Genomic DNA, 14,594 nt, shown 5'->3' with positions numbered 1-14,594 from the left:
AGAGTTGAAGGTATACACGTTCCAATTGCCAAAATTCGTCAGTGGATTTGCGAGGGTTTGTTTACAAGCATTTCAAAAAGAAACATCAGCATCAGCATCAACAACTGCTACAGCTAAATCTAAACAGAGAAAGAAAAAAGAAAAAATGCCAGGGTGACGATAAGTCAACCTGGCATTTATTATGAGTGCATTATACGCGCTCAACTTTTCCTGATTTCAAAGCTCGTGCAGAAACCCATACACGTTTCGGTTTACCGTCAACTAGAATACGGACCTTTTGTAGGTTTGCACCCCATGTACGCTTGTTAGCGTTCATTGCGTGGGAACGAGCGTTGCCGGAACGAGTTCTACGTCCAGTAATTACGCATTTTTTTGGCATTTTTATATTCCCTCCTCACAAAAAGAAGCTGAAAGATTATAATTTCAGTTCGGTATTTCACATACTTTAATAATTTAACATACACTTTTATGCAATGCAACTGATTTCGATAGACTTTCAAGAAAAAAACCTTTACAGTCTATACTAGACGAATGTATAGGTTTTCTTTTATAATCGAATTTTGTATAGTACAATAAGAGTTAGTCAAAATGGAGTCAGGAGGCATTTTTATGTCAGTTGAATTAAAAAACGAATTCGGAAACATTGATATCTCTAATGATGTTGTCGCACAAATGGCCGGTGGAGCCGCTCTTGAATGTTACGGCATTGTAGGTATGGCAAGTAAACACCAAATTCGTGATGGACTAACAGACATTTTACGCAAAGAGAATTTTGCAAAAGGTGTTCTTGTACGCCAACAGGGCGAAGATTTACATATTGATATGTATGTAATTGTTAGCTACGGCACTAAAATCTCTGAAGTAGCATACCAAGTCCAATCAAAAGTAAAATATACACTAGATAAAACACTCGGAATGGCAGTGAAATCAGTCAATATCTATGTGCAAGGTGTTCGCGTAGCGAACGTGTAAGAGGAGGAACTCATTCAAATGAAGTCATTAGACGGGATTAAATTTGCCGAAATGGTGCAAATGGGATCACATCACCTATTCCAAAATGCAGATTATGTGGATTCTTTAAACGTATTCCCTGTGCCAGATGGCGATACAGGTACAAATATGAATTTATCGATGACATCAGGTGCAAAGGAAACTGAAGCAAATGCTGTGGAACATATCGGTAAAACAGCCCAAGCCTTATCAAAAGGATTATTAATGGGAGCGCGTGGTAACTCAGGTGTTATCCTATCGCAACTATTCCGAGGCTTTGGTAAAGCAATCGAAAAAGAAGCTACAGTCGATGCCATCCAATTCGCGCAAGCATTCCAATACGGCGTGGATACTGCATATAAAGCAGTTATGAAACCTGTAGAAGGTACTATTTTAACGGTTGCAAGAGAAGCTGCAGCTCATGCTGTGGAAGTAGCTAAAACAGAACAAGATATTATCGTTGTGATGGAAGAGTTAGTCAAAGCAGCGAAAGCATCACTAGCTAACACACCTGAATTACTACCTGTACTGAAAGAAGTTGGAGTAGTAGATAGTGGTGGACAAGGTTTAGTGTTTGTTTATGAAGGTTTTGTAGCATCACTTAAAGGTGAAGCACTTCCAGAAAAAACTGTAGCATCTTCAATGGATGATTTAGTAAATGCTGAACATCATAAAGTACAAGACTTCATGGATACATCAGAAATTGTGTACGGTTACTGTACTGAGTTTATGGTTCGTTTCGAAGACGAGAAATTAGGTGGTAAACCTTTTGATGAAGCAAAATTCCGTGAAGATTTAAGTCATTATGGAGATTCTTTACTTGTCATTTCAGATGATGAAGTGGTGAAAATTCACATTCACTCTGAACAACCAGGTGAAGTAATTGCTTACGGACACCAATTTGGTAGCTTGATTAAAGTGAAAGTCGACAATATGCGTCAGCAACATACAGACATCGTTGGCGAAGGTCATACTAATGAGTCAGCTAAAAAAGTACAGAAAAAACATCCATATGCAATTGTTACAGTGGCAATGGGATCGGGTGTTGCTGAGCTTCTTGAAAGTGTTGGCGCTTCTTATGTTATCGAGGGTGGACAAACAATGAATCCTTCAACTGAGGATATCGTTAACGCTATTAAATCAGTAGGGGCAGAACGCGTACTAATTTTACCGAATAATAAAAACATCGTAATGGCAGCAGAGCAAGCAGCTGAAGTATTAGACATTGAAGCTGCGGTCGTACCAACAAAATCAGTGCCTCAAGGAATGGCAGCAGTTCTTGCATTTAATCCTGATGCTTCAGTTGAAGAGAATAAAGCAAATATGACATCGGCATTTGCTCATGTGAAAACTGGACAAGTGACATTTGCTGTTCGTGATACTTCTATTGATGGCGTTGAAATTCATAAAGGCGACTTTATGGCTATTTCTGAAGGTAAAATTGTGGAAGCAACAACTTCACTAGCAGCAGCTTCAGAAACTTTAATTCAATCAATGATTGATGAGGATTCGGAAATCGTAACAGTTCTTTATGGACAAGATGCAGATGAATCAGAAGTTAATACATTTACAAGCTTTATCGAAGAAAACTATCCAGATGTTGAAGTGGAAGTTCATAACGGTAAACAACCATTGTATCCATTTATTCTTTCTGTTGAATAAAGAGTACTTAAAGTTTTTTCGGAAATTGTGGTATTTAAATTAAACAGTTATTCAAAAGTAGCGCGCTATTAGAGTGTGCTACTTTTTTGCGCTGTATCAAATACTTGGTATAGTCTTAAATTATCATGTAGAATGGTGTTACGACTAACAACGATTAAGCAAGGGGGCATTTTTTTTATGAAATACACATCGGTATTCGATATTATCGGCCCGGTTATGATTGGGCCATCCTCATCACATACAGCCGGTGCAGCACGAATTGGTCGCGTCGCACGTGACTTGTTTGGGGGCCAACCAAAATGGGCGAAAATACATCTATATGGCTCTTTTGCAGAAACTTATAAAGGGCATGGGACAGATGTTGCAATTATCGGAGGTCTACTAGACTACGATACGTTTGATGAACGCATAAAAACGGCTTTTGCTGATGCAGAAAAAGCTAACTTAACATTTGAATTTATTCCAGAAACAGCGCATACAGAACATCCAAATACAGCGCGTCTAGTAATTGGAGACGATGAAACAGAAATGTCGATGGTAGGTATTTCGATAGGCGGAGGAAGTATTGAAATTATAGAATTAAATGGTTTCCCGCTTCGGTTATCTGGGGGGATGCCGGCAATTCTAGTTGTGCATGATGACCGAGCAGGCTGTATAGCGGCGGTTGCAAACTGTTTAGCAGGTTATAATATTAATATTGGTCATATGGAAGTTTCACGAAAAGAACGTGGCAATATGGCATTAATGGTTATTGAAGTTGACCAAAATATCGACAAATCCATTTTAGATGAAATGTCAACTCTACCGAATATTACTAAAGTAACACGCATTAAAAACTAGGAGGTAGAAAAATGGAAGTATTATTTCATAATGTTAGAGAATTAGTGGCATTAGCTGAAAGTGAAAATAAACAAATTTCAGAAATTATGATAGAGCAAGAGATGTTAATTACTGAACGTACACGTGAAGAAATTATGACTCAAATGACTCGCAATTTAACTGTTATGGAAGAAGCTGTTGAACGCGGTTTAAAAGGTGTGCATTCTGTAACTGGCTTAACTGGAGGAGATGCAGTCTTACTTCAGAATTACATTGCGACAGGAAAATCTTTAGCAGGAGACCTTTTATTAGACGCAGTAAGTAAAGCTGTTGCAACGAACGAAGTGAATGCAGCGATGGGTACCATTTGTGCAACGCCAACAGCAGGTTCGGCGGGTGTTGTACCGGGTACACTTTTTGCGGTGAAAAATAAATTAAATCCAACGAAGGAACAAATGATTCGTTATTTATTCACTTCAGGGGCATTCGGTTTTGTTGTAGCAAATAATGCATCCATCTCAGGTGCAGCAGGTGGATGTCAAGCTGAAGTAGGTTCTGCTGCAGCAATGGCTGCTGCTGCAATTGTTGAAATGGCAGGAGGTACCCCTCAACAAAGTGCGCACGCTTTTTCGATTTCATTGAAAAACATGCTTGGACTCGTTTGTGATCCTGTAGCTGGATTAGTAGAAGTGCCATGTGTAAAACGTAACGCTATGGGAGCAGCGAATGCAATTGTTGCTGCTGATATGGCTTTAGCAGGTGTGACGAGTAGAATTCCCACAGATGAAGTCATTGATGCTATGTATCGTATTGGACGTACAATGCCTTCTGCACTAAGAGAAACTGGACAAGGTGGCCTAGCAGCTACACCGACAGGTAGAGCATTGGAGGCTAAAATCTTCGGAGGGGCAGTGCTGCAAAGTGAATGATCTTTTGCTCCAGCCTGTCACGAATTTAAAAGGTGTCGGAAAAGGGATGGGAGAAGCACTTCATAGCATGGGCATTGAAACTTTCAATGACTTACTTTGGACCTTTCCTTATCGACATGAAGATTTTAGATTAAAGGATTTAGCAGAAACGCCACATAATGAACGTGTTACGGTTGAAGGGCGTATTGAAAGTGAACCAGTTGCCCTGTTTTTAGGGAAAAATAAATCGCGTCTACAAGTGCAAATGCTTGTAGGACGCCATTTAATAAAAGTCGTTTTCTTCAACCAATTATACTTAAAGAATAAAATGATACCTAGTTCTATAGCGACTGTAACGGGGAAGTGGGATCGCGGTCGTCAAGTTATTAATGGCACCCAAATTACATTTGGCCCGAAAGTAGATCATGCTGACTTTGAGCCAGTTTATAGCTTGAAAAGCGGTATGCATCAAAAAAAATTCCGTAATTATATGCGTCAAGTACTAGATGAATCGAAATCAGCAATTGTAGAATCTTTGCCTAGTCATTTAAGAACGGCCTATAAATTGTTACCTGTCGCAGATGCGCTAGAAGGTGTTCATTTTCCGATAGATGCGAATCATGCCAAGCAAGCAAGAAGGCGTTTTGTTTACGAAGAGTTGTTGCGATTTCAATTACGAATACAAGCCTTACGTAAAATTCGTAAAGAACAAGAGCAGGGTTTATCTATTCACTATGATTTAGAGAAACTAAAAAAGTTTTTTCTAACTTTGCCATATGAATTAACGAATGCGCAAAAACGTGTTGTCAATGAAATATGTCGAGATTTACTAGAGCCTCATCGTATGAATCGCCTGTTACAAGGGGATGTTGGTTCTGGGAAAACTGTTGTAGCGGCCATTGCATTATACGCTGCTGTGACAGCGGGTTTTCAAGGTGCTCTAATGGCTCCAACTGAGATTTTAGCTGAGCAGCACGGAGAGTCACTTGATGAATGGTTAAGGCCACTAGGAGTAGAAGTGGCTCTTCTATCGGGTTCAACCAAAACAAAGGCTCGTCGTATACTTCTGGAACAATTAAAAAACGGTGAGATAGATATTTTAATTGGAACACATGCATTAATTCAGCCGGATGTGGAATTTTATAAACTTGGTCTAGTGATTACAGATGAACAACATCGATTTGGTGTAGAACAACGTCGTATTTTACGTGATAAAGGGGAAAATCCAGATGTACTATTCATGACAGCGACACCAATCCCTCGAACTTTGTCGATTACCGCTTTCGGAGAAATGGATGTGTCAATTATTGACGAATTACCTGCTGGACGAAAAGAAATTCAGACAAATTGGGCTAAAAAGGAACAATTTAATCAAGTGTTATCCCAAATGACAAAGGAACTGGCAATGGGCCGACAAGCATATGTTATTTGTCCCTTAATAGAAGAATCAGATAAACTAGATGTGCAGAATGCAGTGGATGTTTACACACAACTGACTACATTATTCGGTGAGAAATATAAAGTCGGGCTCATGCATGGTCGATTACCTGCAGAAGAAAAAGATGCGGTGATGCGTGAGTTTAGTGAAGGGCAGTTGCATGTGCTTGTTTCAACAACGGTTGTAGAAGTTGGAGTGAATGTACCAAATGCAACATTTATGATCGTCTATGATGCAGAGCGTTTTGGTTTGGCTCAGCTCCATCAATTGCGAGGTCGTGTGGGTCGTGGCGAACATCAATCCTATTGCGTATTATTGGCAGATCCAAAATCAGAAGATGGCAAAGAGCGAATGATTTCAATGACGGAAACCAATGACGGTTTTCGTTTAGCGGAAAAAGATTTAGAATTACGTGGTCCAGGTGATTTCTTTGGTAAAAAACAAAGTGGTTTGCCTGAATTTAAAATGGCTGATCTCGTCCATGATTACAGAGCATTAGAAGTGGCGAGACAAGATGCAGAGAAGCTCCTATCAACTGAAGAATTTTGGCAAGCAGATGACTGTGAGCAGCTACGTAATATGCTAGCGGAGTCTGGTGTATTAAATGGTGATCGTATCGATTGATATGAATTATTTTTGTTGAAAAGGGAGAGAATGCGAAAAAGAGTTTAAAACAACTCTTGCATTCTCTTTTTTTAATTTATATACTGATATTAGTACCAAGTGCTAATTTTTGAAAGGTGGCGAAAAAAATGAAGTACTCTAAAAAAGAACGACAAAAATTATTGCAGCAAACAATAATCGATAATCCATTCGTCACCGATGAACAGCTAGCCAGTCAATTTAATGTGAGCGTACAAACGATTCGATTAGATCGAATGGAGTTATCGATACCAGAATTACGTGAACGAATTAAAGGTGTGGCTGCTCATAATTTTGAAAATGATGTAAAATCTTTACCAATTGATGAAGTGATTGGTGACATTATAGATATTGAATTAGACGAAAGAGCCCTTTCCATTTTTGACGTGAAAGAAGAGCATGTCTTCCAGCGTAATGGCATTGCGAGGGGACATCATCTATTTGCTCAAGCAAATTCACTCGCTGTAGCAGTGATTGATGATGACTTAGCCCTAACTGTGCATTCAGAAATCCACTTTGTTAAACCAGTACGAGCAGGTGACAGAGTAATTTCAAAAGCACTTGTCACAGGCAAGGATGACAGCAAAAGTCGAACATTTATCGAGTTAACCTCTACTGTTGAAAATGAAGTTGTTTTCGCTGGTAAATTCGAAATGTACCGTACGAAAGGAAAAGGTGAAAAATAAATGAAAATAGCAATAGACGGCATGGGTGGAGACAATGCACCACAAGCCATTATCGAAGGCGTATATAAAGCGTTAGAAGCTTCTGCAGACATCGAAATCCAATTATTTGGTCAAAAACAGGCAATGCAGCCTTATTTAAAAGATCATGAGCGCTTAACTGTGATTAATTGTGAAGAAGTAATTGAAGGTGACGACGAACCAGTTCGTGCAGTACGTCGTAAGAAAGATGCATCAATGGTGAAAATGGCAGAGGCAGTTAAGAATGGTGAAGCAGACGCTTGCGTATCAGCAGGGAATACAGGTGCATTAATGGCCGCTGGATTATTTGTAGTAGGTCGTATTAAAGGTATTGATCGTCCTGCATTATCAACTACCTTACCAACTTTAGATGGTAAAGGTTTTGATATGTTAGATCTTGGATCAAATGCCGATGCAAAACCAGAAAACTTGGCTCAATTTGCAATTATGGCTAGCATTTATGCACAACAAGTACGAGATATTCAAAATCCAACAGTCGGATTATTGAATATCGGGACAGAAGATAAAAAAGGAAATGAGCTTACTAAAGCTGCTTTTGGTTTATTGCAAGAAGCACCAATTAACTTTATCGGTAATGTTGAAGCACGTGAATTATTAAATAGTGCTGCAGATGTTGTCGTGACTGATGGGTTTACAGGTAATATGGTGTTAAAAACAATCGAAGGTACAGCTGATAGCATCTTTTCTATGTTAAAAGGAGCATTTATGGCTTCAGGGAAAACAAAAGTTGCAGCGTTAATGATGAAGAGTAATTTAAAAGAAATTAAAACTAAAATGGACTACACAGAGTATGGTGGAGCCGCTTTATTCGGTTTAAAAGCACCGGTAGTAAAAGCGCATGGCTCATCAAATGCAAATGCTTTTGCTAGTGCTATTCGCCAAGCAAATATTATGGTTAAACACAACGTATGTGCAACGATTGATTCTACAATTTCAAAGGAGAACTAATCATGACGAAAATCGCTTTTATCTTTCCAGGACAGGGCTCACAATCAGTTGGTATGGGAGCCGAATTTGTGGCTGAGCACCAAGAGTGCAAAGCCTACTATAATAAGGCAGATGAATTATTAGGTTATTCATTATCAAAGTTAATGCTTGAAGGTCCAGCTGAAGATTTGACATTGACTTACAACGCGCAACCTGCATTGTTAACGACAAGTGCAATGATTGCTGATAAACTGACAAAAGTAGGTATTACACCAGATTACACTGCGGGACATAGCTTAGGTGAATATACAGCGTTAGTGGCTTCAGGGGTAATGTCATTTCAAGATGGCGTACAAGCCGTACATAGTCGAGGAATGTTTATGAACGAAGCAGTACCTGCAGGTGAAGGCGCTATGGCTGCTATTTTAGGCTTGGACCGAGATGCGTTGAAAGCTGTGACGGACGAAGTTTCAGCATCAGGAGAAGTTGTACAGCTTGCTAACTTAAATTGCCCAGGTCAAATTGTGATTTCTGGTACAAAGACTGGAGTAGACAAGGCGAGTGTTAAGGCGAAGGAAGCAGGAGCAAAACGTGCACTTCCTTTAGTAGTGAGCGGGCCATTCCATTCTGAATTAATGCGTCCAGCTGCTGGCAAGTTACAAGAGAATTTAAAGCAAAAAGCAATGCAAGATGCTAAAATTCCAGTAATCTCAAATGTTACGGCTAAACCAGTAACAGAACAAAATGAAATCCAGCAACTATTAGTAGAACAATTGTACTCACCTGTATTATGGGAAGATTCTGTTCGAAAAATGATCGACCTGGGTGTGGACGTATTTATCGAATGTGGTCCTGGAAAAGTATTAAGCGGACTTGTAAAAAAAGTAGATCGTCAAGTGAAAACGTATTGTGTATATGATGAAGCAACGTTTGAACAAGTTGTAGAAGCGTCGAAGGAGTGGTCTCATGAAGAAGCTAGAGGGTAAAACAGCTGTTGTAACTGGTGCTTCAAGAGGTATCGGCCGTGCCATTGCATTAGAATTAGCAGAACAAGGTGCGCGGGTTGTTGTCAATTATAGCGGTAGCCAATCTAAAGCTGAAGAAGTAGTAGCAGAAATTACTGGGAATGGCGGCGAAGCAATCGCAGTCCAAGCAAATGTAGCTGATGCTGACGAAGTAACAGCTTTAATGAAGGCTGCAACAGATACATTTGGTAGTCTTGATATTCTTGTAAATAATGCTGGGATAACACGTGATAATCTATTAATGCGTATGAAAGAACAGGACTGGGATGACGTAATGAATACTAACCTAAAAGGTGTATTCCTATGTACGAAGGCTGTCTCACGCCAAATGATGAAACAACGTGCTGGTCGTATTATTAATGTTGCATCGATTGTTGGTGTTTCTGGTAATGCAGGTCAAGCAAACTATGTTGCGGCAAAAGCAGGTGTTATTGGTTTAACGAAAACAACTGCAAAAGAATTAGCAGCGCGTAATATTTATGTTAATGCTGTAGCACCTGGTTTTATTGCGACAGAAATGACAGATGAACTGCCTGCTGAAGTAAAAGATCAAATGCTTGGACAAATTCCATTAGCGAAGCTAGGAGATCCAAAAGACGTTGCAAAAGTCGTACTATTTTTAGCGTCAGATGATGCAAGTTATATTACAGGACAAACAATCCATGTAGATGGTGGAATGGTCATGTAATTTATGCCTATGAACAAACGGGCTTTTTATGTATAATCATTGAGGGGAGGTGACAGATTTGGCAACTGTTATAGAACGTGTAACTAAAGTTGTTGTTGACCGTTTAGGTGTCGACGAGAGCGAAGTGAAATTAGAAGCTTCTTTCCGTGATGATTTAGGTGCGGATTCACTAGATGTAGTAGAACTAGTAATGGAACTTGAAGAAGAATTCGATATGCAAATTGACGACGAGGATGCAGAGAAAATTGCAACTGTTGGAAACGCGGTATCATTCATCGAAAGCAAAATTGGCTAATTATACATTGCTAGGGGCACTTCTTTCATAATTTTGAAGGAAGTGTCTCTTTTTGTTTTTGCACATTGTAAGAGAAAAAGGTAAACTAAACAGGAGTATCAAAAGGAAGATAAGAAGGTTGATGACGATGATGAAAAAAAAGGGACTCTCACAAAAAAATGGTGCAATTTCCGAGAAAGCACGCCTCCAATTTGAGGAATTATTAAATAATTTAGGATTGCATTTTGATAATGCAAGTTTACTTTACAATGCATTTACGCATTCATCATATGTGAATGAGCATCGTCGTAAACTATTTGAAGATAACGAACGCCTAGAATTTTTAGGAGATGCAGTGTTAGAACTATCTGTCTCTAAATTTCTTTTCCTTAAATTCCCTAAAATGAGTGAAGGTGAGCTTACAAAATTGCGTGCAGCAATAGTATGCGAACCGTCATTAGTCATTTTTGCAAATGAATTAAACTTTGGGAAATACGTTTTACTAGGAAAAGGTGAAGAATTAACAGGTGGTCGAGAACGCCCAGCTCTTCTTGCAGATTGTTTTGAAGCATTTGTTGGTGCACTATATTTAGACCAAGGATTAGAAACAGTCGTTGGATTTTTAGAACGTGTCGTTTATCCAAAAGTAGAAATCGGTGCTTTTTCGCATGTGATGGATTTTAAAAGTCAGCTACAAGAAATGGTGCAACAAGCCAATTCTGGTGCGCTTCAATATGAGATTATTAATGAAAACGGACCAGCACATAATCGTACATTCGTGTCACATGTTTTATTGAATGAGCGCGAATTAGGTGTTGGTCACGGAAAATCGAAGAAAGAAGCTGAACAAAGAGCTGCTCAAAGTGCAATGATTGAATTGCAAAAACAGTCAGCTGACAATCAGGAGGTATAATTTTGTTTCTTAAACGGCTTGAAGTGATTGGTTTTAAATCTTTCGCCGATCGTATTGGAATTGACTTTGTACCGGGAGTTACTGCTGTCGTTGGACCAAATGGCAGTGGAAAAAGTAACGTAACGGATGCAATTCGATGGGTACTCGGAGAACAATCCGCAAAGTCTCTTCGTGGTGCAAAAATGGAAGATGTCATTTTTGCTGGAAGTGACTCGCGCAAACCGCTTAACTTTGCAGAAGTATCATTGATATTAGACAACGAGGATGAACGATTACCAATCCCGTATAACGAAGTAAGTGTCACTCGTCGAGTATACCGCTCGGGCGATAGCGAATATCTATTAAATAAACAACAATGTAGATTAAAAGATATAACGGATTTGTTCTTAGACTCTGGTCTAGGAAAAGAAGCTTTCTCGATTATTTCACAAGGTCGAGTAGATGAAATTTTAAACAGTCGTCCGGATGATAGACGCTCTATTTTCGAAGAGGCTGCCGGTGTATTGAAATATAAGCAACGTAAGAAAAAAGCCGAGCATAAATTATTTGAAACAGAGGATAATTTGCATCGAGTCCTTGATATATTGCACGAATTAGACAATCGTATCGAGCCTTTGAAAATACAAGCGTCAGCTGCTGCGGATTATTTAAAGATGTCCAAAGAATTAAAGGACATTGATATAGCGGTTATCGTTCATGATTTACGTGTGTTGCAACAAACACTTGAAACAATTATGCGTGATAAAAAGCAATTTACGGTGACTGAGCAAGAACATATACACAATATGGAGAATAAAGAGTCACAAGTGGCTTCTATTCGAAAACAAATTACTAAACTAGATAATTTACTAGACCTATCGCAACATCAGCTTGTGGAAGCAAGTTCAGAAGTAGAGCGATGGGAAGGTCGTAAAGTATTAATGGCTGAAAAACGTCATAATGCCAGTGCGCAACTAGAAAAATTACAGCAATCACTTGAAAAAGCCCAAATCGCTGAGCGAGAGTGGCACGTACAACAAGTAGACAAACAAGAACAATTAACAATAAGACAAAAAACGTTTCAATCATTGAAAAAAAGTGTGAAACAGCTAGAAGATAACTTAAATCGTTCATCAACGGACATTGAAAAAGATATCGAAAACTGGAAAAACACATATATTGATCGCCTCAATGAAGAAGCAACAGTTAAAAATGAATACAAAAATATAACACAACAGCTAGAACAACAAGAACAAGCTTCGTTCAAAATCACTAACCAATCGTCAGAAATGGCAGAGGAATTAACTCAGTTGACGAAAGAACAGCAGGTTGTTGAAAGTAAATTAAACGATGTGAAGCAACAGCTAGAAGAAAAATTGGCTGCTTATTCAGCTTGTCAATTGGAGCTAGCGAGTGCGACAAAACAATTTGAAAGCAAACAAGATATGCTTTTTAAAGGCTATCAACATTTACAACAGTTAAAGTCTCGGAAAGAAACTTTAGCGGAACTTGAAGCGGACTTCTCAGGCTTTTTCCATGGTGTAAAAGAAATTTTAGTGGCTAGAGAAAATAAAAAACTCTCTGGTATTCACGGCGCTGTTGCAGAGTTAATTCAAGTTAGTGGAGAATATACAAAAGCACTTGAAACAGCATTAGGCGCAGCTTCTCAACATATTGTGACTGAAACTCAACAGGATGCTCAAAAAGCTATTGCATGGCTAAAAGAAAAACGAGCAGGTCGTGCAACGTTTTTACCGAAAAATGTTATGAAATCTCGAAAAATATCACGTGATGCACTTGGAGCGGCTGCAACTCATCCGTCGTTTATTAATACTGCAGATGAGCTAGCAACATTTGACCCAACATTCAAAACGATTGCAGAAAATTTATTGGGTAATGTATTAGTTGCAAAAGATTTACAGAGTGCAACACAAATAGCCAAATCATGCAATTATCGTTATCGCGTAGTAACGTTAGATGGTGACATAGTAAATGCCGGCGGTTCACTTACAGGTGGTTCTACAAAACAACAAACATCGTTATTTACTCGTAAAGCAGAACTGGAAGACTTAACTGGTCAGCTTGTGCAAATGCAAACAAAAATAGAACAAGCTGAAAAAGTTGTTGCAGAGCAAAAAAACTTTGTATCTGTTAAAACGGTTCTTCTAGAGGACTTACGTAAGCAAGGTGAAGTGTTACGTGATGAAGAATTTGAACTGAGTGGACATTACCGTGAATTAGAAGCAACGACAAAACGACTTGCATTACGTGTTACTTTAGTAGCTACTGAAAAAGAAGATGCTACCGATCGCTCTTCAAATTTACAAGAAAGTCAAATTTCTGCTAAAAAGCGTTTGAAAGAATTAACGGAAGAGCTTGCTGAGATAAATACGACAATAGAACAATTAAATATTCTTAAAGTACAAAGTGAAACAGCTCAAGATGCATTGAAAGAACAGTATGCAGAAAAGCGCTCAGAGCTTGCCGTACTACAAGAACAAGTAACGCAACTAAAACAAGCTTCTGAGGAAGTAACCGTGCAATATGACAAGGCGAAGTTGGAAGTCAATAATATTAGTCAAGAAATCAAATGGTTGACGAATGACGAAAGTCAAAATGGACCGTCTGATGAAGAAATAACAGCAAATATTACTACTTGGCAGTTGAAAAAAACTGATTTAATATCGACCATTGCTACAAGTAAGGAAGAAAGAACTCAGCTACAAGTTACTTTGGATAGCTGTGAAGTGGAACTGAAGGAATTACAACGAGTGCATAAAGGCTTATTAGATGGCTTGCGTAATTATGATGTAAAACTTTCTCAACTGGAGTTTTCTAAGCAAGCTTTATTAGACCAACTTGCTGAAGATTATGAGCTTTCTTTAGACGAAGCCATACGGGAAGTAAATGAAGATATAGATGTTGAGATATCAAGAAGAAAAGTAAAATTATTAAAGCAATCTATTATAGAACTAGGTCCCGTAAACTTAAATGCAATAGAAGAATTCGAAACCGTTTCAGAACGACATACTTTTTTAACAGATCAAAGATCAGATCTCATGGAAGCGAAAGAAACATTGCATGAAGCGATTCGTGAAATGGATGAAGAAATGTCAACACGCTTTAACGAAACATTCTTGAAAATCCGTGAACACTTCCAAGTTGTTTTCCGTGAATTATTTGGTGGCGGTCATGCAGATTTACAGCTAGTTAAGCCTGACGATATACTCGAAACAGGAATTGAAATTGTCGCTCAACCACCAGGGAAAAAGTTGCAAAGTTTAAGCTTACTATCAGGTGGAGAACGTGCTTTAACGGCAATTGCACTACTGTTTTCTATTTTAAAAACGCGTCCTGTACCGTTCTGTATACTAGATGAAGTAGAAGCTGCACTTGATGAATCGAATGTTACTCGCTATAGTCAGTATTTGAAAAAGTTTAGCCAAGAAACACAATTCATCGTTATCACGCATCGCAAAGGTACGATGGAAGGTGCGGATGTATTGTACGGTATTACGATGCAAGAATCAGGTGTATCGAAACTAGTATCTGTGAAATTAGAACAAGAAGAACCGGTTCTTGTAGGACAAAGGAGCGAATAACA

The 14,594-nt window shown here is 38.7% G+C and carries 14 protein-coding genes; 13 read left to right on the top strand and 1 reads right to left on the bottom strand.

From position 1 onward, the window contains the following. The first annotated feature begins 4 nt into the window (after positions 1-4). The gene (gene spoVM / locus MHH98_RS16940; protein ID WP_081730071.1) at positions 5-157 is read left to right on the top strand and encodes a stage V sporulation protein SpoVM; all 153 of its coding nucleotides are present in this window, start codon (positions 5-7) and stop codon (positions 155-157) included. Between the two features lie 33 nt (positions 158-190). Here the strand turns inward: spoVM and rpmB are convergent, their stop codons facing one another. Continuing rightward, the gene (gene rpmB, locus MHH98_RS16935) at positions 191-379 is read right to left on the bottom strand and encodes a 50S ribosomal protein L28 (RefSeq protein ID WP_038183978.1); all 189 of its coding nucleotides are present in this window, start codon (positions 377-379) and stop codon (positions 191-193) included. A 230-nt stretch (positions 380-609) separates the two neighbouring features. Between rpmB and MHH98_RS16930 the strand changes: the two genes are divergently transcribed. From MHH98_RS16930 to smc, 12 genes are all read left to right on the top strand, one after another. Further along, on the top strand, positions 610-972 hold the full coding sequence (locus MHH98_RS16930) for an Asp23/Gls24 family envelope stress response protein (RefSeq protein ID WP_038183979.1): 363 nt from the start codon (positions 610-612) through the stop codon (positions 970-972). Between the two features lie 18 nt (positions 973-990). Continuing rightward, the gene (locus MHH98_RS16925) at positions 991-2,652 is read left to right on the top strand and encodes a DAK2 domain-containing protein (protein ID WP_038183981.1); all 1,662 of its coding nucleotides are present in this window, start codon (positions 991-993) and stop codon (positions 2,650-2,652) included. A gap of 177 nt (positions 2,653-2,829) precedes the next feature. After that, positions 2,830-3,492 (top strand): L-serine ammonia-lyase, iron-sulfur-dependent subunit beta, encoded by a 663-nt coding sequence (gene sdaAB, locus MHH98_RS16920; RefSeq protein WP_038183982.1) that lies wholly within the window; start codon positions 2,830-2,832, stop codon positions 3,490-3,492. A gap of 11 nt (positions 3,493-3,503) precedes the next feature. Then, positions 3,504-4,400 (top strand): L-serine ammonia-lyase, iron-sulfur-dependent, subunit alpha, encoded by an 897-nt coding sequence (sdaAA, locus tag MHH98_RS16915; protein ID WP_038183983.1) that lies wholly within the window; start codon positions 3,504-3,506, stop codon positions 4,398-4,400. Then, the gene (gene recG, locus MHH98_RS16910) at positions 4,393-6,441 is read left to right on the top strand and encodes an ATP-dependent DNA helicase RecG (RefSeq protein ID WP_038183985.1); all 2,049 of its coding nucleotides are present in this window, start codon (positions 4,393-4,395) and stop codon (positions 6,439-6,441) included. The genes sdaAA and recG overlap by 8 nt, the downstream gene beginning before the upstream one ends. A gap of 128 nt (positions 6,442-6,569) precedes the next feature. Further along, entirely contained in the window at positions 6,570-7,145 is a 576-nt protein-coding gene (gene fapR / locus MHH98_RS16905; protein WP_038183987.1) for a transcription factor FapR, read from the top strand. After that, a complete protein-coding gene (plsX, locus tag MHH98_RS16900; protein ID WP_038183989.1) occupies positions 7,146-8,132 on the top strand; it encodes a phosphate acyltransferase PlsX in 987 nt (328 codons plus the stop codon). A 2-nt stretch (positions 8,133-8,134) separates the two neighbouring features. Then, a complete protein-coding gene (fabD, locus tag MHH98_RS16895) occupies positions 8,135-9,097 on the top strand; it encodes an ACP S-malonyltransferase (RefSeq protein WP_038183991.1) in 963 nt (320 codons plus the stop codon). Continuing rightward, positions 9,078-9,824: a 3-oxoacyl-[acyl-carrier-protein] reductase gene (gene fabG / locus MHH98_RS16890; RefSeq protein WP_038183993.1), complete on the top strand. Its 747-nt coding sequence runs from the start codon at positions 9,078-9,080 to the stop codon at positions 9,822-9,824. Before fabD ends, fabG begins: the two co-directional genes overlap by 20 nt. A gap of 58 nt (positions 9,825-9,882) precedes the next feature. Further along, positions 9,883-10,119 (top strand): acyl carrier protein, encoded by a 237-nt coding sequence (locus tag MHH98_RS16885; RefSeq protein WP_038183995.1) that lies wholly within the window; start codon positions 9,883-9,885, stop codon positions 10,117-10,119. Between the two features lie 130 nt (positions 10,120-10,249). Next, the gene (gene rnc, locus MHH98_RS16880) at positions 10,250-11,011 is read left to right on the top strand and encodes a ribonuclease III (RefSeq protein ID WP_412104688.1); all 762 of its coding nucleotides are present in this window, start codon (positions 10,250-10,252) and stop codon (positions 11,009-11,011) included. A gap of 2 nt (positions 11,012-11,013) precedes the next feature. Then, entirely contained in the window at positions 11,014-14,592 is a 3,579-nt protein-coding gene (gene smc, locus MHH98_RS16875; protein WP_340709245.1) for a chromosome segregation protein SMC, read from the top strand. The last annotated feature ends 2 nt before the right edge of the window (positions 14,593-14,594 follow it).

It is taken from the genome of Viridibacillus sp. FSL H8-0110 (assembly GCF_038003565.1).
GTDB lineage: Bacteria > Bacillota > Bacilli > Bacillales_A > Planococcaceae > Viridibacillus > Viridibacillus arenosi.
The sequence above is the reverse complement of the archived record's forward strand: the minus strand, read 5'-3'. Positions and strand labels throughout refer to the sequence as shown.

What these genes read in the sequence shown, in the direction of transcription:
- rpmB (WP_038183978.1), bottom strand. Translation starts at nt 379, where the DNA reads ATGCCAAAAAAATGCGTAATTACTGGACGTAGAACTCGTTCCGGCAAC.
- MHH98_RS16930 (WP_038183979.1), top strand. Translation starts at nt 610, where the DNA reads ATGTCAGTTGAATTAAAAAACGAATTCGGAAACATTGATATCTCTAAT.
- MHH98_RS16925 (WP_038183981.1), top strand. Translation starts at nt 991, where the DNA reads ATGAAGTCATTAGACGGGATTAAATTTGCCGAAATGGTGCAAATGGGA.
- sdaAB (WP_038183982.1), top strand. Translation starts at nt 2,830, where the DNA reads ATGAAATACACATCGGTATTCGATATTATCGGCCCGGTTATGATTGGG.
- sdaAA (WP_038183983.1), top strand. Translation starts at nt 3,504, where the DNA reads ATGGAAGTATTATTTCATAATGTTAGAGAATTAGTGGCATTAGCTGAA.
- fapR (WP_038183987.1), top strand. Translation starts at nt 6,570, where the DNA reads ATGAAGTACTCTAAAAAAGAACGACAAAAATTATTGCAGCAAACAATA.
- plsX (WP_038183989.1), top strand. Translation starts at nt 7,146, where the DNA reads ATGAAAATAGCAATAGACGGCATGGGTGGAGACAATGCACCACAAGCC.
- fabD (WP_038183991.1), top strand. Translation starts at nt 8,135, where the DNA reads ATGACGAAAATCGCTTTTATCTTTCCAGGACAGGGCTCACAATCAGTT.
- fabG (WP_038183993.1), top strand. Translation starts at nt 9,078, where the DNA reads ATGAAGAAGCTAGAGGGTAAAACAGCTGTTGTAACTGGTGCTTCAAGA.
- rnc (WP_412104688.1), top strand. Translation starts at nt 10,250, where the DNA reads ATGAAAAAAAAGGGACTCTCACAAAAAAATGGTGCAATTTCCGAGAAA.